At 36.6% G+C, this 21293-nt stretch carries 16 protein-coding genes; 3 read left to right on the top strand and 13 right to left on the bottom strand.

Annotated elements, in window-relative coordinates; translation table 11 throughout:
• Positions 1–29 precede the first annotated feature (29 nt).
• The 5 genes from EZV73_RS06205 to EZV73_RS06225 form a co-directional block, all read right to left on the bottom strand.
• Positions 30–6725, bottom strand: coding sequence for an Ig-like domain-containing protein (locus EZV73_RS06205; protein ID WP_240839360.1), 6696 nt, complete (start codon positions 6723–6725; stop codon positions 30–32).
• Between the two features lie 242 nt (positions 6726–6967).
• Complete coding sequence (locus EZV73_RS06210; protein ID WP_240839362.1) at positions 6968–7843, bottom strand: S-layer homology domain-containing protein; 876 nt, start codon at positions 7841–7843, stop codon at positions 6968–6970.
• A complete protein-coding gene (locus EZV73_RS06215) occupies positions 7843–8568 on the bottom strand; it encodes a LytTR family DNA-binding domain-containing protein (protein WP_240839364.1) in 726 nt (241 codons plus the stop codon). The genes EZV73_RS06210 and EZV73_RS06215 overlap by 1 nt, the downstream gene beginning before the upstream one ends.
• 107 nt (positions 8569–8675) lie before the next feature.
• Positions 8676–9671 carry an LCP family protein gene (locus EZV73_RS06220; RefSeq protein ID WP_240839366.1) on the bottom strand — a complete coding sequence of 332 codons (996 nt, stop codon included), beginning with the start codon at positions 9669–9671 and terminating at the stop codon, positions 8676–8678.
• 1 nt (position 9672) lies between these two features.
• A complete protein-coding gene (locus tag EZV73_RS06225; RefSeq protein ID WP_240839368.1) occupies positions 9673–10674 on the bottom strand; it encodes an LCP family protein in 1002 nt (333 codons plus the stop codon).
• Between the two features lie 178 nt (positions 10675–10852).
• Here EZV73_RS06225 and EZV73_RS06230 point away from each other — a divergent pair, with 178 nt between their 5' ends.
• Together EZV73_RS06230 and EZV73_RS06235 are read left to right on the top strand one after the other, a co-directional pair.
• Complete coding sequence (locus tag EZV73_RS06230) at positions 10853–11710, top strand: DMT family transporter (RefSeq protein WP_240839370.1); 858 nt, start codon at positions 10853–10855, stop codon at positions 11708–11710.
• Positions 11711–11744: 34 nt separating this feature from the next.
• Positions 11745–12860 (top strand): metallophosphoesterase family protein, encoded by a 1116-nt coding sequence (locus tag EZV73_RS06235; RefSeq protein ID WP_240839372.1) that lies wholly within the window; start codon positions 11745–11747, stop codon positions 12858–12860.
• On the opposite strand, the gene lspA is transcribed toward EZV73_RS06235, so the two are convergent.
• Genes lspA through EZV73_RS06260 form a run of 5 tightly spaced genes read right to left on the bottom strand, consistent with a single transcriptional unit; the run spans position 12834 to position 17914 of the window.
• Positions 12834–13238, bottom strand: coding sequence for a signal peptidase II (lspA, locus tag EZV73_RS06240; RefSeq protein WP_240839374.1), 405 nt, complete (start codon positions 13236–13238; stop codon positions 12834–12836). The two genes, EZV73_RS06235 and lspA, sit on opposite strands and share 27 nt — an antisense overlap.
• Before the next feature lie 15 nt (positions 13239–13253).
• Entirely contained in the window at positions 13254–14798 is a 1545-nt protein-coding gene (gene cls, locus EZV73_RS06245) for a cardiolipin synthase (RefSeq protein WP_240839376.1), read from the bottom strand.
• Positions 14799–14801: 3 nt separating this feature from the next.
• Complete coding sequence (locus EZV73_RS06250; RefSeq protein ID WP_240839378.1) at positions 14802–15632, bottom strand: DegV family protein; 831 nt, start codon at positions 15630–15632, stop codon at positions 14802–14804.
• Positions 15632–17062, bottom strand: coding sequence for a putative glycoside hydrolase (locus EZV73_RS06255; protein ID WP_240839380.1), 1431 nt, complete (start codon positions 17060–17062; stop codon positions 15632–15634). The genes EZV73_RS06250 and EZV73_RS06255 overlap by 1 nt, the downstream gene beginning before the upstream one ends.
• Before the next feature lie 12 nt (positions 17063–17074).
• Positions 17075–17914: a fumarylacetoacetate hydrolase family protein gene (locus EZV73_RS06260; protein ID WP_240839382.1), complete on the bottom strand. Its 840-nt coding sequence runs from the start codon at positions 17912–17914 to the stop codon at positions 17075–17077.
• Positions 17915–18055: 141 nt separating this feature from the next.
• Between EZV73_RS06260 and EZV73_RS06265 the strand changes: the two genes are divergently transcribed.
• Entirely contained in the window at positions 18056–19420 is a 1365-nt protein-coding gene (locus tag EZV73_RS06265) for an MBL fold metallo-hydrolase RNA specificity domain-containing protein (protein WP_240839383.1), read from the top strand.
• Positions 19421–19438: 18 nt separating this feature from the next.
• Here EZV73_RS06265 and EZV73_RS06270 read toward each other — a convergent pair whose 3' ends face one another.
• From EZV73_RS06270 to EZV73_RS06280, 3 genes are all read right to left on the bottom strand, one after another.
• Positions 19439–20005, bottom strand: a complete 567-nt coding sequence (locus EZV73_RS06270; protein ID WP_240839385.1) for a biotin transporter BioY — start codon at positions 20003–20005, stop codon at positions 19439–19441.
• 109 nt (positions 20006–20114) lie between these two features.
• Complete coding sequence (truA, locus tag EZV73_RS06275; RefSeq protein WP_240839387.1) at positions 20115–20849, bottom strand: tRNA pseudouridine(38-40) synthase TruA; 735 nt, start codon at positions 20847–20849, stop codon at positions 20115–20117.
• Between the two features lie 12 nt (positions 20850–20861).
• On the bottom strand, positions 20862–21290 hold the full coding sequence (locus EZV73_RS06280; RefSeq protein WP_240839389.1) for an SRPBCC domain-containing protein: 429 nt from the start codon (positions 21288–21290) through the stop codon (positions 20862–20864).
• Positions 21291–21293 lie beyond the last annotated feature (3 nt).

A 21293-nucleotide genomic window follows, 5' to 3' on the forward strand; every position in this document is an offset into this window, starting at 1 on the left:
AGGACCTTTCGGTCCAATCTTTTACTTCCCTACTGATCTTGAAGTTTTAAGTAGGTTTGAGATGCAGCCTCGATGTCACCATAGTTGGTAGCATCAGGCGTAATGTCATTAAATTTACTAGCTGGTGCTTGGTTAGGAGGTCTCTCTATTAATCTGTTTATCATATAAACAATTTGTTCACGAAGTGTTGGATCATATGGTCTATATGTGCCATCTGTGAAGCTTGTTACAACACCAGTGTTGTAAATTCTATTAATAGCAGGAGCTGCCCAAAGAGTATCTGGTACATCTGTGATTGGTGTAGTTGTACCACCATTTACTGAGATATCTAGATAGTTCCAGTAGTTTGTAAATACTTGTGCAATCTCAGCTCTTGAAATTGGAGCCTCAGGATCAAAGTATCTAGAACCTTCTGTATCTAAATAACCTACGAATAAACCAGATCTGAACATTGCTTGTACTTGTGCATATGCCCAGTGAGTCTCAGGAACATCACTAAACTTCTGAGTGCCTGGATAGTCTAAGTTCATTTTTAGTATCTTAGCAAACATTGAAGCTACTTCTGCTCTTGTTACATGATTCTTAGATCTAAATGTGCCATCTGGATAACCTGCAATATATGGATCAAAGAAGTCTATAGCACCTAATGGTACCTGCTCTTGGAATAAAATAGTTGCAGTATCTGTAGCACCACCATCTACTGTTCTTACTGTTAAGGTTACAGTAAAGTCACCAGTATCAGCAGGTACACCTGCTTTCGCTGTTACAACACCATTTTCATCTACTTCTACAAACTCATCATCACTTAATGACCAAGTGACTCTTTCATCGTCTGTACCTGTTACAGTTTCAGTAAAGTCATAAGAAGTAAATTCTGGATCTGCTGTTTCACCATAATCGAGTGTTACAGCATCGGTGTCTAAACTAACTCTGATTGTTGGTGTAGAAGGAGCTGATGAACCGCCTGTACTACCACCATCATCGTCGTCATCGTCATCATTTGGTCTTATTCTATAATCTACAACAATTGTACCTGGAATAGATTCTAGGCTTCCTGAATATAGATTCATAGCACTTACTGTAAAGTTAATTGTCATATCACCATCTACAGCAGTTGTTAATCTAAATAAGCCATTTCCTTCATGTGTTACATAAGATGCATGAGCTGAATCAACTGTCCAATCAATATCGACATATGATTCTTCAGGCATAGTAGTTAATGCGAAAGAAGCTGTCTTACTTGTAGCTGATTCGTCATTGTATAAAGTAATATTTCTGTTTGTTGGATCAAGTGTCATTAATGTCTCAAGACCAGCTGCACCTGTAGCAGCCATGAACATGCCATGAACATGCATCATATCTTCTCTGTCGACAAAACCGTCTTCCCATCCAAACTCTAATAATTCAGTTCTGTATAGGTCAACTTCAACCATGTTAACTTGCATCTTAGCAGCAGATACACCATTTGTATGATTATTCATGTCATTTAATCTATCAAGTAATCTTGAAGACATGTATCTAGTGATATATATCTGTTCACCTACAACAGCTAAGCCTTTGTATTTGTATCCAAACTCTAACTCATTAAAAGTAGTTAATCTATAGTATTCTGCAAAATCGTCTCTATCTAAGCCTTCGCTACCATTCGCATCTTCTGTTCCTTCACTTAACTCAGGATCTGGTTCAGGCATAGGTTCTACCTCTAATGCAAACAATTCAAAGTACTTATCAGGTGAGTTATTCATGTGACTTGAAGGTTCGACACTATCTTGAATGGTTGGATCATATCTATAACCACCAATACCATAAATCATACCCTCTTCACTAAATGCCAAGTCACCAATAAAGTGGTATGGCTCTTTATCCATTTCATAGCCACCGTTGCCATCGTCATAGGTTACTGTACCCCAATCGATCAGAGCAAGCTCTACAAGATACTTAACATCTAGTAGAATTGGCGGTGGATCAACTTGTGTTACACCAGGTTCTGTACCTTGGTCACCCTTATCTGGCATATCGGGTACAAATCCGTCTGGGTCGAAGAATAATAACAATGAATCATAATATTCAAAGTCATAATCCGTATTCAACATATCATTAAGCGAACTGTCTTCTAATGCAAGAACTAAATAACCTCTTTCATCAATTGTCAGTGATTGTAGGTGAATCCACCATGAACCATCACTATCGGTAAAGTCAAATGCTCTAGCATAGTCTGCAAGTTCGTCTGCAACATTGAATAATTCTTCAAACATCATAGTTTCATGATTAAACTCATACATCCATCTGCCTTTAAGAATATAGATTTCACCAGTTTCACTTACTGCAATATCATCCGGTGCTCCATATCTGTAGAAGTAGATATCTTGACCTCTAACATCATAATCATATGTCACTGCAGTTACAAGTCTATCACGTCCAGTTTCAGGATTTAATTTCATCAACAGTGGATAAACATTTAGATAACTACAAGCAGGTTCAATTCTTCCTTCTTCATTAACTGAAGGAGGTTCTCCAAGTGGAGGTTCTTCAACGTGTTCTTCTAAATAACCTGTTTCAAATGGTCTCCAAGTATCTACCAAGTAGATAATTTGCCCCATATCTTCATCAGAGATAAGAACTTGTCTTGTATACTCTTGAGTTGTGTCATAATATGGTGGTTCTTGACTGCCACCACTTGGTCCAACTTCATATGGGTCAAAGTGAAGTTCAACGAATAACTTGTAAATAATCTCTTCAGACTCATCTAGTTGAACTAACTCTTCTAAGTAGACTAAACCATCACCATCATCTATGAAAGCACCTAATTCTGTGTGGAAACTATACCAGATGCCTGATTCGTTTAATAGGTCATACAGTTCACTGTCATCGTATCTTAAACCGTTGTAAACCGGATACCAACCATTTGGTTCCATTTCTATAATTTCAGGTTCTAACATTAATAATGGATTTGTTAAAATAATCATCAATGTTTGTTCTTCAGTTACTACTCCATGCATATCCTCATAGCTGTATAAGAATCTATAAACACCAGGTTCAAGTTCATTGATGTCTACAGCTTCAAGATCTACATAATCATCTGCGATTTCATCGTAAATCATAAAGTCAATGTACTGCTCTAATGGAAGATAAAGTGGTTCTGATTCAGATGGTGTTACATCACCTTCTGGAGCAGGCATTGCAGCTTGTAAATCTTCCGGATCAATGACTTCAATACCAGCCATTGGGTCCATTAGGTCATCTACAGTTAAGATATCATATGGCATTACACCTTCAATTTCTGGTGGATTGTTCATAACCTTAAGTGTCCAAACCGGAGTCCAGAAAGACTCTAATTCTAGTGTATCTACCATAGCAAACTGAATCTCATAAACTGAGAAATCAATTTCATTGCCATCAATATCTTCCCATGATGTCATAGTTGAACCAAGTGGTTCATAACCTTCACTGATATCACCAACTAATAGTACATCCCAGAACTCATCAATTGGGAATTCTAGATATTCGTCACCATCTACTAATGGATCTTCATCAGGATTTGGTAATCTAAACTTAACTTCTAAGTCCGTTGGCATATCATTAAGTGTATCTTCAACTGGGAAGATATCTAAACCATCATGATTATAATCTTCATAGTCATAACCATACAGTTCATCTAAAATGTCAAATTCTCTGTAGTAAGTCTCATCATCAACAGAAAGTGCTACTTCAGCATCTAAATCGACACCACCCTCAGGTAGCATAATATCTTCTGGATTCACATCTCCCATTGAAATAATTGGTCTACCATTTACAATCACTTGTCTTGATTCTTCACTAACAGTTGTTTCAGAACCATTTAACATGTAGTATCTGATTGTGAAGTCACCATAATAATAGTGAATTGGAAGTGGTAAGCCATTACCTTGTTTCAAGCTGTCGTCATAGAAGTGTTGACCCATACCTAAGATTCTCTTCTCATACTTAAGTGTGTCTTCATCTTCTCCATAATAGACAACGCCTTCTCTTACTAGTTCTAATCCATTATCTGCATATTGATCTACATATACAGGATCATGAATTGTCACATCAATCATTCTTTCACCTGAACTGATAAATACAAAGATATCAATTAAGCCATAACCATAGTGACCTAAATCATCTCTAAGGTCATATCTGAATGTTGCTGTGCCTAAATCTCCACCAGGTGTGAATGTTAATAATGTACCATTAACACCAACATCAATATCCATTAATCTAGGATCATTTGGATCTGGAGGATCTATCAAAGTAAAGCCTACACTCTCAGTACTTACTGGAGCTACTAAAGGCTCTTTAATAACTTGGTGTGTAATTACACTTAAACTGTCTGTATCAAACTCCGGTACAAACTGTTGATCTGATACATCAACTTGTACAGACATGTTGCTAGGTGTACTTACAAAGAAATCTTTGAATCGATGTTCTTCATGCTCAACTGGAACAACATTCACGATAACGCTAGCAATATCATACCACCAGTCATTGTCTCTTATCATGTATCTAAATGTATCTATACCATGATAACCTGGATTTGGCACATAGTTAGCCCAAAGAACGCCATCATCCATATCATACTCAACAGTACCATGGAATGGACCGTCGCCTGATGAAGCATCTCCATATGGCCAGTATCTACCGATACCAGCTAGGATAATATCATTGTCACTGATTGGATACCAGTTTTCTTCTGAGTTTTCCCAAGCACTTCTTACATCATCCATAAGAATAATTTTGTCAACTTCACCAATCCATACCCAAACTGTAGCGCAACCTATTTCACCAGATTCTAATCTCACTTCATATTTAAAGTGATCCCAACCATCATAAGTTGGATTAGCCTCGTATCTTGCTACCCCATTTGTACTGATGTCTACAGTACCATGTTTTGGTTGTTCTTTAATAAAGATGAACTCAACATCTGACCAGAACTTATCATTTTTCAATACGTTCTTTTCAACAATTCGGCCTTCTCTAGTATACATAGTGTCATTGTTCATCCATCTAAGGTTGTCGTTCTTACCTTTAATATCAATTAAAACAACACCAATACTTGTTTGACCATCTTTGTCTTCAATTTCATAGGCGAAAGTATCCATTCCTACAAAATCATTGTCTGGTTCATAAACAATTACATGTGGATCTTGAGAAGATACCCATACATCACCATGAGATGGTTCTGCGTTTACCCATTTTGTTCCTTGCATATAACCATTTATGACTCTAATTTCTTCAAAATCACCATAAATATCGTTAGCAACTACATCAACAAAAGCTCTATTATCTTCACGACCTTGAGCATTGTCATCAATTGCCTGTAATGTATCATTTTGACCATCTACTTCAATTTCTACAACAATAATGGCATCTACTTCACCATCATTTACTGTAAACTCGATGGTACCATCTGCACCACTTGGATTTGGTTCTGAACCATCATGGTCATAGAAGAAACCATCTACTTCATCGCCTTCCATATTACCAACACTTGGATTGATACCACTTACAAGACTTAATGGATCACCATCAGGATCAGTTACATAGTCCATCCAATCAAATGGTACATCTTGCTGACCTTCATCTACTTCAAATACAGTACCATTATAATACGGTGCCTGATTATCAGTACCTGGATCTACAACAACTAACTCGATCATACCATCAGCAGTTAAATCAGTATCTGCAGAATTCTTTTCAGTGACTGTATACTTAAGAAATACAGTTCCCACAAAATCATTATCTGGTGTAAAAGTAAAACCAGAAGTTGTATAACCAGTTATTGTACCGTGAATATCTTCGCCCGAATTGTATGCAACTACTGAACCCGCAACAAGTTCAAGATCCTCTGACTCAACATCAGACACATACCCTGCAATATCCACAACCTTAGGAACATTCTTATCGGTTTCTACTGCAATGTCACCTGCAGTTGGTGTATCGTCTACTGGTCTGAAATCCACAGAGAACTCAACGATTAATTCTTTAGTATTAAAGGCCGTTACATCCACTACAGTGAACGTACCTTCAATGACATCGTCAGAAGTTTCTCCGCTGTTCCAGTTCTCTGGTGGCATATACCAGATACTTGTTTCATCATGACCAAAGTCTACATCTGTACTGATGCTGTCAATTCTGACATCATGACCATCGCCATCCTCGAAATAGCCACTAAAGTCCATCTCAAATTTAACATCTTCAGTCGCTTCCATATCAAAATCTTCTACATCATAATCATCTACCAAATTCGGTGGTTGATTAGTAGTTACTGTGATATCGTATTCACTTACGATATCTGCAAACTCCTCATATCGACCAGTAATATCATCGCGAACAGTAGTAAATGCAGTTGTCACAATAATATCATAATCGCCTGGTTCCAGGTACATAGTAGAACTAATTTCCACGAGTTTTTGATCATCATCTTCAACTCCATGATGGAAAAATAAATCATATATTGGTCTAGGACCACGTCTTGTTGCACGATAACCTACTATTACCCAATCATGATAACCGCCTTCTTCATATTGAGATTCAACTAGAAAAACTCTATTAGAAGGATCTCCTCTCAAAAGACCAATTATCTCAGTCCCTTCTACAATTTCATCTGGTACACTTGCAAACGCGGGTACATAAACAAGCGCACTCGACACCAACATTACTAGGGATAAGAGTAATGCTAGCGGCTTCCTAATTACTAACCTATTCAAACCTAACCTCCTTATCAGTTCAACCAACTTAAAACCCATTTTGTAGCACCACGCTTTCTCAAGGCGTGCAGCTATGTGCTACAACAAAACACATTATCCCGAACATGTTCCATATCATCATACTATCCTCATTCACTACAAAAAAAACACCCTATGGCTATTTATCCTTATTTGGACTTATTTAGCACATATAGAGTGTAATTGACCATTGCACATTTTATGTCAAACTAAAAAAACACCTGCTACTTGGCAGATGCTTGTATATGCAAATATAATGGATTTGTAAAGTCTACGTCTGTAAAATATTGACCCGATGTTTGAATTTTTCTAGAAGACATATAGTTGATGATTTTAACAACTTCTTCTCTCTTTAAAAAGCTTTCCGGTTCAAATTGGTCTGTAAAAACCATCATGGCACCAGAGTTTATAGCATGGTAAACCATAACATTCTCTGTATCGACTAAGTCTACCTTGTCGGTCAAGAGATCAAGCATCATATAGTCAGAATATCTATAGATAACCTGTGCCATCATTTCTTTAGTGATATAAGCATCAGGGGATATCTCCTCCTCTGATGTTTCACTTATAAAACCATAGTCTGCAGCTTTTAAAAGATAATCTCTTGCCCAGTGATCATCATGTAAATCAATGTATGAATTACCTACTTTTAGTTCCATAGGCATCAGCTCACATAAGATAACAGAAAGCTCACCTCTTGTCATAAAGTTTTTCGGTTTAAAGGTGCCATCCGGATAACCAGAAAGATAAGGTTTATTGATGGTTGCCGGACTAAATGGTGTCAGTTCATTTCCTACAAAATAAACAATCACTTCTGTTTCTCTAATAAAATTACCATTTAAATCACTCACAATCAGCTTGGCATCTCCAAATCTATTGGCATAAAGTACATGGTCTTCAATCCTAAGGATTTTGTCATCAGACACTTGATAGTCATAGCCACTTTCCAATTTATAGGACATAAATTCTTCATAAGCTTCATTGCCATACTCTAGTTCTATTAAATCATCTGCAAAAACAAAAGAAAACATGGCAAATACAGATGCTATTATTAGCAACTGTAATAATTTCATAACCATGCTTTTCATTATTTCCTTCATTATATTCGACGTCCTTCAAATAACTCGAAAAATTCTTTGTATTTATAACGACTTAGAAGAGCAGTACCTTCTACAGCATCAAACTTTATTTCCCATGATCTGTTTTCTAGAACTTCTAAAGAAACAATCTTATTCATATTTACAACAAATGATTGGTATGTCTGGTAAAAACGATCATCCAGTCTAGTCAAAATTTCCCTGATAGACTCTGTACATTCAAAGCTTTGACTTTCCGTCACAACTCTTACAAACCTTCTGTGCTTTTCAAAATAGATGATATCTTCAAAAGGCACAATCACCACACCTTTTTTCGTTGAAAAGTTGAGTGATCTTTTCTCAGGTTCATTTTGATCATCGTATTCTAATAATACCCATTCCTGAAGTACTCTAATAAGTTCTAACTCATCTATTGGCTTTACAATATAAGCAAACGGATGTATTTCAAATGATCTTACAGCATATTTATCATGGGCTGAAATAACGATAAAAGAGATGTTCTTTGCAACTCGTGAAATCAGTTTAGCAAAATCAAGACCTAATACTTCTTTTGCCTCATCTAATTCCACATCCAATAACATCAAGTCAATATGATTGTTTTCAATAACGTCAAGAGCTGCTAGACCATTGTCTACAACAAATAAATTGGATTCTTTTAATGTTCTTTCAACAACAGATGAAACGTAATCTCTTATTGCTTTGTCATCATCAAGTATTAATATATTCATCTACCCTCTCCTATACTTATAGTTTACATGAACTACTGAAAAATGAAAAGTCACTCAGCCAATAATGAACACTTTAAGGTATTAAAAAGACTGGTAAAACTACCAGCCTATTCTTCATTGTTTGCAAAATCATCTTCCATTTGAAAACCATAGATTTCTTTTAGAAGATCCAGTGTCGCATCTTCGTCTTGATAGAAATATCTATAATCAGCTTCACCTGGTAATGAGTAACGTCTTACTTCATTAAAATCATATGATACCAAATCAGAACCATAAAATAGAATATCTTCTTTGGTTAAGTCTGTTCTAACGTAGTCATAACAGACATCAATGACTTTTGTGATATTAAGACCAAATGATTTCTTTACCACTTTTAAAATGAAATCTTGTTGTCTTTGTGTTCTTGCTAAATCACTATCACCTTTACCATCGTTGTTCTTTCTCCAACGAATATAACCCATGGCTTGATCACCCGTCAGTGTTTGACTACCCGCATTTAAATGAACATGCAGTTCTGGCTTAGCGTAAGGATCATCATAGTTCATATCAAAAGGTACATTGACATTGATACCACCTAATGTATCAACGATGGCAATTAAGCCCCAGTAGTTAACCTTTACATAATAGTGAATCGGTACACCAAGGATATCTTCAATGGCTTGACGTTGATTGTCTGCACCACCCATATCTCCTGGGAAACAAAATACTGCATTGATCTTATCTTGACCTTGTGCTGTCATACCTTCAACTTCATGTTTGGTGTCTCTCGGTACTGTTAACATAACAATGTCTTCTTCTGTTTTTGAATATGATAAAAATATCAGTGTGTCTGCACGGTAACCATCTGTACCGAATAACAAGACATTCACTCGGTCAGAATCGTCAATGCATTCTTGCCATAACTCTTCTTCTGTTTTAACAGGTTCTTCAATCACTTCTACAACAGGATCTGGATCAGGAAGCTCTACTACCACTTCCTCTACAGGATCTTCTCGTCTTTCATGAGAAGGCACGTAAGTCGCTTTAAACATAGCGTAGGCACCTGCTGATAAGAGTATAAAGATTAGCAAGAGAATGCCTAATACTTTAAAAAACTTTTTCATCTTATTGTCCTTTACTATAAATCTCTACAAGCAACTTCTCAATTGCTGCAGGATCTCCTATAAAATAACTAGACTTTGGTGGTGCTTCTCCTGGTAAATCGTGTGTTACAATATTTTCTGTTGACATGCCAATGGCATCATCTGCATAAGAGATGGCTAAATTGGCAGCAATATCAGTCTGTACATATTGGATACCTGTGCTAACAACAGCAGGTAACTTTAAACTCATTGACTTCTTAATAGCTTTTTTGATGAAGTCTTGCATTCTATCAATTCTCGGTAAATCACCTGTTGATGTAATGTCATCATTGTTTTGACGCCATCTTAAATAATCAACTGCATTTTTACCATCTAATACTTGTTGACCTGCTTTGATATCTATATGAAGTTCTGGTTCAGCCCAAACATCATCATATTTCATATCAAAAGGTACATTCACTTCAATACCACCTAAAGTATCTACAACTGCTGCTGCACCATTGTAGTTAAACTTTACATAATAATGAACTGGCACACCAAGCATATTAGAAATTTCCTGTTTCAGTCCTAAAGAACCACCCTTTTCACCAGCATGGCCGTAAACCGCATTGATTTTCTTATGGTCTGCTCTTTCAGTATAACCTTCTACCAACCAATAAGTGTCTCTTGGAATAGAGATGATATCCACTAACTGGTCTGATGGATCAAAACTTGCAAACATGATTGTATCTGCTCTAGAACCATCATGTGCAAATACTACAAAATTTACTCTGTCACTTTCTTCTACTAATAACTCAAGTGGTGATTTTTTTATTTCTTCTACAACTGTTTCTGTAGGCTTTTCATCTTCCTTAGTTGGCTCTTCGTCTTCACCTGGTAAAGAGAAGTCTTGCTCAACAGTTTCTGGCATAGCCACAACTGCTTGATCAATCTCAGCATCTTTAATCATGAACTTCCAAACACCTGCAAATAAAAGTGTGAAGCCGACCAAACATAAGACAAACAATTTTATATAAAATTTCATTACTTTCGTTCCTTTCTATTGACATACGTCCCTATCATAATACCACAAAATGCATATTGTGAAATTACAAAATCATTACATTTCATAACAATTTAATATCTTGTAATTTCTTATCACTCTGTTATAATACATGTGACTAAGGTAGTTTGACTGCCTCAGCTAGAGAAAGAGAGTAAAAATGAGCGATACAAACAAACGAAAAGGTATTTTGCTGATTATATTAGCAGCTTTGTTTTTCTCCCTTATGGCTACGACGGTAAAATCGGTCAATGAGTTCCCTTTGATTCAAAAAGTTTTCTTTAGAAACTTCATCGGGGTCTTGATTTTATCCTTCTATGTTATAAGAGATAAAAGCATTTTAAAGGTTCAAAATAAAAAACTTATGGCCGGCAGATGTGCTTTTGGCTTAACAGGTGTTTTCTTATATTATTGGTCACTCAGTCTTCTAAACTTATCGGAAGCAGTTGTTATCAATAAGTTATCACCCTTCTTTGTTATCATATTAGGTGGTATCTTCTTAAAGGAAAAAATCAGAACAAGTCAGATTTTTGCAGTGCTAGTTGCCTTGGCTGGTATTGTGGTTCTATTAAGACCACAAATGAATGTAGATATACTACCTGCTATGGTAGGTCTTTTGGGTGCAGTTGCTGCAGCAGCAGCCTATACAATCATTAGAGAACTTAGACACACTGACGGTCCAATGACCATCGTCTTTTACTTCTGTTTAAGTTCAACCATCATCACAGCACCTATTATGATAAGTCAATTTGTTATGCCAACCCTGACTGAGCTTTTACTACTGTGTTTAATTGGTGTCTTTGCATTGATTGCACAACTACTTATGACCAATGCCTACAGATATGCACCAGCTTCTCAGCTGTCTATCTATACCTATATGAACATCATCTTCTCATCACTATGGGGTGTGATATTCTGGAGTGAGTCTTTATCAACAACCTTCCTATTAGGTGCAGGACTTATTATATTTGCAGGTTTTATCAATTTCTATACAGCAACTAAAAATGTAGCCAAATAAAGTACTTGGGTACTTTTTTTGTAAGGAGAAGACCATGACAAAATCATCATTTTGGAAACTTATCAATACCTACTGGAAAGACATGAACAATGACCTCTTATTAGAGAGCGATTCAAAGGAAAGGTTTGACTTTAACAAATCTCTCCTTAAAGATGTTTTAAAAATACACCAATCAGAAAAAGAAAATGGCCTTGAAAATATCATAAAAGACATTGATACAAAGTCACTTAGGGGAAAAATCAGTGGTTGCTACTCTTATAAAGATCTTTACTTTTTAGATGACAACTGCGATTACTATTTTGTGGGGGACATTCATTCAGATGCCTTCATACTAGAACACCTATTGGATTCTATCGAATTTTTTGAAAAAGTAGATAAAAAGCTTCCTTTTAAAGTTGTTTTCTTAGGCGACTATGTGGACAGGGGTAAAAATCATTTAAAGACCTTAAATATCTTACTCCTTCTAAAAAAACATTTCCCGGAAAATATTTACCTTCTAATGGGCAATCATGATATTGGCAAGATTGAAAATGGGGAAGTCACACTCTACCTTAAAAAGGTAGAAGAAGATATGGATTACTTCTACATCTATTTAAACCATCTGCATCAAAACCATAAAGATTTTGACGATGAGCTCTTAGACCTATATATGACCTTTATGAACACCTTAAATGTGGCAGCCTTTATTTTAACAGACAAGGTAACCATCAAGGCTGTTCATGGTGGTATTCCAAGACCATTAGATGATCAGTTCTTCTATATCTCAGATTACGGTCAACTGACAGACTTGACTCTTGATCATGAAGAAACCAGAATCAGAGACTGTATTCTATGGTCTGATCCTTCTATACAAGACAAGAAAACACCACATACAGGCAAGCGTTTTAAATTTTATGAAGACCAGCTGATCAACTACTTAAAACATATGAACATTGACCTAGTTGTCAGAGGCCACCAGGCCATAGAGATGGGCCATCTACCTCTTTTTGATAAGATTCATACCATCTTCTCATCAGGTTATGTCAACAAAGGTGATGAAAACATCAACACCGATACAGCTTATGATTTTATTCCGCCTAAGGTCTTGCACCTAGACGTAAAAAAAGGACTTCCACTGAAAGTCCTAGACATTAAGCTCAACAATCATTAAGAGTAAGCAACCCATAATGACGAAGAAATCTGCTATATTAAAATATGGCAGTTTTTTTATTTTAAATGAATAAAAGTCAACGACATAGCCTCTAGTAAACCGGTCAAGCACATTACCCATGCCACCACCGATGATGGTTATGAGTGCAAATCTGTGAAGCCAGTCACTTGACGTTAAAAATAGATAAGAAACGATGACCAAAAGGACCACTGAAAACCACTTTATAAGCCATGGCTTTTTTCTCATAAAACCCATGGCGCCGCCATAGTTTTTTACATAAAGAAATATCATAGGCCCAAAGGTCTTTCTAGGTTGATTCATTAACTTTTTTACGGCTATATACTTTGTAACCTGATCAAGGGCTACTATAAAAAACATCCAAATAATCATATATTACTGAAGTGGTGATACCAATCTACCAAACACTTCTAACACCTTTCTATAGAATTTTCTCTTTTTAAACTCTTCAAGTACAATCTTCTCTGACCGTCTTAAGTCTTCTTCGAAGTCATTTCTTAAATCACTGACAACTGATTCATCGTAGATAAAGGCATTGACCTCAAAATTAAGTTCCATAGACCGAATATCTAGATTGGCTGTACCAACTGATGCACACACACCATCAACTAAGAGTGACTTGGCATGTATAAATCCACCCTTGTAAGCATAGATCTTAACCTTATTTTCAAGCAGGTTTTCAATATAAGACTGGTTGGCCCAGTAAACCATAAAGTGGTCTGCCACATCCGGTATAATGATTTTTACATCCACCCCACTCAAGGCAGCTGTTTTTATGGCAACAAGTAGAGCATCTTCCGGTACCAGATAAGGTGACGTGATACATATGCTTTTTTTAGCAGAGGCAATCATCTTAAAGAAGCCCTGCATAATCACATGTTTGTCAGAGTCAGGACCTGAGCTGACAATCTGCATCAAGGTCTGTCTTTCAATGTTTTGTGGTGGATAATGCTTATCCAAAGATTCAATGTGGCCACCTGAGAAGACCCAGTCATCTAAGAAGATATTATTAAGGGCATAAACCGATTCACCCTTTAACATAAGATGGGTATCACGCCAGTAGCCAAAGTATTCTTTTTTGCCCACATATTCATCACCAATATTAAGACCACCAACAAAGCCCACCTGACCATCAATGGTAACGATTTTTCTATGGTTTCTATAGTTAAAGTTTCTAGAAGCAAAGGGCGTCAGCACCGGTAAAAAGGCTCTGACATTCACACCTGCTTCTGAAAGCTCATTTTTATAGGTTTGTGATAATTTCCAAGAACCAACGGCATCGTATAAGAAGTTGACCTCTATACCTTGTTTGGCTTTTTCTATAAGGACGTCTTTAAAGCGATTGCCCAAATCATCTTCCTTTATAATAAAGAACATGAAGTTAATGACAGACTGAGCTTTTTCTAGTTCTTCTAACATGACCATAAATGTAATGGCCCCATCTGCCATCACCTTGACCTTGTTCTTAAGTAAAAGTCTTGATTCAGAGTTAGACTGCAAGAGTTGAATCAAGGTCTTGGATAAATCATCTACATCCCGGTCTAGGGTATCTAGCCATTCAATGTCTCTTCTCGACATATCTTCAAGCCATTTAGGATAATCATCCATACGCTTATGCTTTACACGGTAGGACTTCCTAAAAGACCGACCAAAGGTCAAGTAAAAGACCAGACCCACACCAGGAAATAAAACCAGAACCAAAAGCCAAGAAATCATTCTCTGAGGGTTTCTTTTTTCAAGAAATACCAGTATAACTGCTGCAACGACGTAGAAATTAAAAACAAAGCCGAATACAGACTTAATCTGTAAAAACAGCTTTGTATTAAAGACATCAAGAAAAACCAACACAATGACTGCGATGGCAATGATTAAAACAGGTGCTATAAATATTAAGGCGCCAGTCTTTCTCTTTCTTGTCATATTTTACTCCCAACAATAAGCAATACCAATTGCACCAGGTCCTACATGGGTGCCAATGACAGGACCAATTGCTGTTACATCAAAGGATTCACCCAGTCTCACAGATAACTTCTTTGCATCTTCTAGACAATTGATATGATGGACATAACCACCTGTAATGGTATGATCACTTTGATCTTTTCTAAATATATCTATTAAAGCCTGAATGGCTTTTTTTCTTGTTCTAACCTTGTTGATAACAGATGTCTTGCCATCATCAACCGTTAGAATAGGTTTGATTTGAAGAACACTTGATAAAAGGGCTTTAGCCGAACCTATTCGTCCACCCTTTTTCAGAAACTCCAAGGTTTCAGGTATAAATACGAAACGACTGTGATCAATGACATGATGAATGGTCCCTAAAACAGACTCAAATGAATCTTCTAGCTTTTCAGCTCCTTTTAAAACAGCTAAACCCATCTGCATGCAATTAGATCTTGAATCGATGATTTGTATTTTTCTATCAGGATACTTGTCTGACAGTTGAGATGCAATCATACAAGCCGTTTGATAAGTGCCAGACATGTCAGATGATAAAAAGACACCTATCAAATCATGACCTGCTTTAAGGACTTCTTCAAACATTTCCTGAACTTCTAAAATAATAGGTTGAGAAGAAGTTGGTAGTTCCTCAGAATCCACTAGCTTCTGATAAAATGTTTCATATGGAATTTCTGTTTCTTTATAGATTTCTTCACCAAATACTACTGAGAGTGATAAGACTCTAATGTCCAAAGACTCAAGAAGAGTCTTTGGTATATAGGCTGTTGAATCTGTTACTATTTTTATCCCCATTATTGCTCCTGTTCAAACCAATTCTTGTTGTAATTATTACCTGGATTCCAGAAAATATAATCGTTGATACCTAAGTCCTCACAAGCTTGAATCTGAGCTCTAATTTCAGTTGTTCCGTATGGAATATAACCTTTTACCCATTTAGCAGTAAAGGCTTGTAGCCAAGGTCTTAACTTCGCTGGTGTTTCAATGTTGGCATTTCTCTCTTGAGAATCTAACATAGCATTGTAAACAGTTTTATAAGGTGCTGCATCCGGTACTGGTAGACCAAAGATATTAGGACCATAGTGAGATGGATAAACCATTGGACACATGTAGTCTGCTACATTACTCATACCTTCCCAGTGCTGACCAATACCTGAGTCATTGATTGTTGTTGCTGTCCAACCAAATACGTCTAAGGCAATGTAAGCTTCCATTGGACTAATTTCTGATTGAGCATACTTAACAAAATTTTGAATCGCATATGTCCATGAATGGTTATCAGGATTTCCAAAGTCTAAGTTTTTCTTAACAGAAGACTTTACAGCAGGGAATCTTACATAGTCAAACTGAACTTCATTAAAGCCATACTCTACCGCCTCTTTGGCAATAGCTACATTGTATTTCCATAAGTTCTCATCAAATGGAGATGCCCAGTAAGCACCATCTGCATAGTATACTTGATCTGACCCTTTGTAAGTAATGGCACGGTCAGGATACTTAACTGCATATAATGGCGACTTGAAAGTTACAATTCTTGCAATGGTGTAGATGTTGTTGTCTTTCAACTTTTTCATGAAAGCTTCCATATCTTTTATTTGCACATAATTATTGGCATCAGGTACATATTCCTCTGCAGCTTCAGAATAGAAAAGTGTATAACCTGAGTCATTTTTTACATCAATAACAACTGCATTTAACTCTGTTGTATTGATCAGTTCAATAATATCATCCATACGATCAAGGGCAGCTGTATGAGCTGTTACATAAATACCTTTTACTTCAATCGCTGGATTAGATTCATAAGACTCAACCTTTTCAAAAGGTGTATAATCTACATCATCATAAGGCTTAGATATATTTGCTGTATAATCTACTGGCTCAACTACTTCTTCAGCCTCTTCTGTTGCATCAGTCTCCTCAGTTGCATCTGTTTCTTCCGTTGCATCCGTTTCTTCTGTTGCATCAGTCTCTTCAGTCTCTTCTGTTTCTTCAGTTACTTCAGTTTCTTCAGCATCTGTCTCTTCAGTTACTTCAATTTCTTCAGCATCTGTCTCTTCAGTTACTTCCGTCTCTTCTACATCTGTTTCTGTTGTTTCTTCAGTATCATTTATAGCTTCATCAACATTTGTTAAATCTACAGCTACATTGTTGACTACTTCTGTGTTGTTGTTGCCGCAAGCCACTAATAACATGGCTATAATTAGTATGATCGCTAATTTCTTCATTTTTCTCTCTTTCTAGTCTAAAGTGTTGATGAGTCTTCCTATATGTTCAATCTCACATTTGATGACATCCCCTGATGATAAGTACTTAGGCGGCTTAAAGCCCATACCCACACCAGAAGGTGTACCGGTTAAAATAATATCACCCGGAAGCAGTGTCATACCCTTTGAAAGGTCAGACACGATGGTATCTATATCAAATATAAGATCGTCTGTTTTAGCATCTTGTCTCAGTTCATCATTGACATAACATTTAATATCTAAAGCCGGCGGATAAGCCACATCATCTCTTTCAATGATGACAGGTCCTAATGGACAGAAACCGTCTAGGCTTTTGCCTTTTAGCCACTGAAAGTGGTTTTTCTGTAAGTCTCTAGCTGATACATCATTGGCGATGGTATAACCAAATATATGATCTCTGACCTGATCTTTTCCTATATTTAAGCCCTCTTTTCCAATGATAATTGCCAGTTCAACTTCATAGTCCACCATATCAGAAACACCCTTATGACCTGTTATGGTCTCTCCATGACCGATGGTCTTATAACAGGCCTTTGAAAAATATATGGGCGCATCCGGTACCACTACAGCATCCGTGATTTTTCCCTTCATCTCTAAAGCATGTTCCTTGTAATTCTTACCTAAACAAATGATGTTTCTTCTCGGATATTCAATGGGTGACAATATTTTTACATCTTCAATAGAGATACCTTGCCCCCTAGTCCCACAAGGACTTTCTATGTATGAGATCATATTTTTTATCCATGAACCATTGGATTGAAGTGGATAAACATGATCATTTTCTAGAATACCGATAGCCTTTTCATTTTTATAGCTAAACTTTAAATATTTCATAAAATACCCCTTTTATCTAACACTCTCATTATACTTGAAATACCCACGAAAAGGTACCTTCTAGGGGACTTTAAATAGAAAATTAATGTGTTTTTTTCTCTTAAACAGGTATATATAAAATATAAGGAAATGGAGGTAGATATGAAACTACAATTTCTCGGAGCACAAGAAGGCGTTACAGGGTCCTGTTATCATATTCAAAGTGACAAAACATCATTTCTAATCGATTGTGGTCAATTTCAAGGCTCTTCAGAAGAAGAGCGTAAAAATCGTGAACCTTTTCCATTTGATCCAAAATCACTTGATTTTGTTGTCTTAACCCATGCCCACATCGACCATACAGGCAGACTGCCTAGACTGGTTAAAGAAGGCTTTACAGGACGGGTCTTTATGACACGTGGTACAGCTTCCTTATCAGATATACTCTTAAAGGACTCTGGTAAAATTCATGAAGTAGAAACTGAAAAAGAAAACGAAAAAAGATTGAAGGCAGGTTTGGATTTAATTGAACCTTACTACGACGTCAATGATGTCATTAACACACTCCAGTATTTCAATCCCCTGCCTTATGAGGAAACTTATAAAATCACAAATGACATATCGGTTAAGTTTTTAAATGCCGGCCACCTTTTGGGGTCTGCCCATGTTTATTTAACACTTGAAGGGAAAAGTCTTTTATTCTCCGGTGATGTCGGTACCTATCACTCGCAGATACTTTTACCACCTAGACCAGCTATTCAGGCAGATTATATCTTTGTAGAGTCTACCTATGGCAATAGGCTCCATAAACAGATGAACATCCGATTTGATAGATTGGCAGACATCATCTTAGAAACCATAGAAAACAAGGGAACGGTTATCATACCAGCATTTTCAGTTGGCAGAACACAAGATATTATTTATGGTCTAAATCAACTGGACAGACCTTTATCTCATATTCCATTTTATGTAGACAGTCCCATGGCCATCAATGCTACCAAGGTCTTTGAAAAAGACTTAGATGGTATGAAGCCTGAAATCATTCAGAAAATCAAAGGCAAGAAACACCCATTTGAAATGAAAAATCTTCAATTTATCGATGATGCTTCTACATCCTATAAATTAGACTATTCTAAGGTGCCAAAAGTTTTAATTTCTGCAAGTGGTATGTGTGATGCAGGAAGAATTCTTCACCACCTTAAGACCTATCTAGAAAAAGAGACCACAAGCATCGTCTTTGTCGGTTATCAGGCTGAAGAAAGCCAAGGTAGGAAGATTCAAAATAAAAAAGATATCATGATCTATGGCGAGGAAGTAAAAAATCGGGCAAATGTCTTTACACTACACGGTTTTTCGGGTCATGCAGACCAAGAAGAGCTGCTTGAATGGCTGACCAATGTAAGACCGAAAAAACTCTTCTTAGTCCATGGTGACTTTGAAGCCATTGAAGCCTTTAACAAAAAAATAAAAGAGAGATACAAGTTTGATACTTATATCCCTCGTCTTTATGAAACCATTGAACTATGATGCTTAGGCATCATTTTTCTATGCTAAAATACCTTGTCTTTCCAGTCTAGGTAATAAGCCAAAGATGACTACAACCACTAGAGCAGCTTTTAATAAATCTAAAAGGATGAATGGATAGAATCCATAAACAAGTGCTGTGTTCACATCAATTGCCTTGCCCATAACGAGATTGAAAATCATGTATAAATAAGGCACACCAATGATATAATCTACCATTAAACCAGCAAATGGCGCAATCACCATACCAACTTTAGAATTATTAGCTCTTGATTTTTCTACGATTAAACCTGTTACATAAGCACAGAAGATAAAACCGATGATGTAACCAAATGATGGTGCTAAAATATAACCGAAACCACCTGCACCATTTGAAAATACCGGTAAACCAACAACACCCATGAACATGTATAATGTCATTGAGATTGCCCCTCTTTTAGATCCAAGCACAGCACCTGCTAACATAGCCAGTAAAGGCTGAATCGAAAATGGAATACCACCCGGTAGTGGAATAGAACCTAGTGCACCAATAGAAATAAGTGCTGCGAATAAAGCACATAATACCATATCTTTAACTGTTAATTTCATAACGTCTCCCTTCATACAACTAGTATGATACTAGGACTTGACTTTATTGTCAACACATTTTTTTATCAAGTTGACAATAACCTAAAAAAAAAGAATGACCAAGTCATTCCTAGTATTTTACATTGTATAAATAAAGACCCTTTGCTGGTGCCATAGTACCTGTTTTAGCACGGTCTCTATCGTTGATAATACCCGGTACTGCAGTTGCCTTAAAGTTACCTAGACCAACCTCTAAAATTGTACCCACTATTTTTCTAGCCATATTGTGTAAGAAACCATTGGCTGTAATAGTAATATCAATTTCATGACCAGATTTTAAAATCTCAATCGATTTAATCTCTCTGATATGTGACTTCTTCTTAGACTTGGCTGTTGTAAATGCAGAAAAATCATACTCGCCTACAAAGTAAGCTGCAGCTTTTTTCATAGCTTCAAGTTCAAGGTGTTCTTGAACATGTAAAACATGTTTTCTTAAGAAGGGATCATGATAGAAATCATTGTAGATCTTATAAACATAAGTCTTCTCAGTTGCATTTAGTCTTGCATGGAAACGATCATCTACCTTCTTTACACTTGTTACAACAATATCATCCGGTAAGTATCTGTATAAATACTCCTTGATTTCCTTTGGTGTTACATCTTTATCTACCTTAAAGTTTGCTACTTGTCCTACTGCATGTACACCTGCATCTGTTCTACCAGAAGCATGTACTTCTACAGGCTCGAAAAACATTTCAAACAAGGCATTTTCTAGCTTTTGTTGAATAGTCATGTCGGTATCGCCAAGGCGCTGCCAGCCTTTGTATCTGCTACCATCGTAGCTGATTGTCAATCTATAATTCATAGTTCTTCCTTTCTAGAAGCCGCCCTTTAAAACGGACAATACCAAATCTCTGTCTTCAATAACCCAATCATTATTAAAGTGTTTTCTCAGCTTGTCTAACTTTTCATCCCAGAACCTGCTCATGATGTCTTGATCCTCACCCGTGTTTCTGTGGATCAAATGAATTTCTGTACAATACTCAGTCTTAGAAGTACACGGCATAAAGTTAAATTCAACTGAAGACGGTAATTTAGCCTCAGCCGTTATCATATCAAATTTTAAGCGTGATTCAAAGACCTTTTCCAATAAAACTGTGTCACTTGCCCATCTTTTATCCTCAAACTCAAGATTTAAGAGGTATTTGCCACCAGTTTTGTTTTCAATGGTGGCCTGACCCAGCCATTTAGCCACTTCTTTTTCTATAAGAAAGAAACGCATCGATTGTGTTATCGATGCATTCAATCT

Source organism: Acidaminobacter sp. JC074 (assembly GCF_022496765.1).
Taxonomy (GTDB): domain Bacteria; phylum Bacillota; class Clostridia; order Peptostreptococcales; family Acidaminobacteraceae; genus JABXKX01.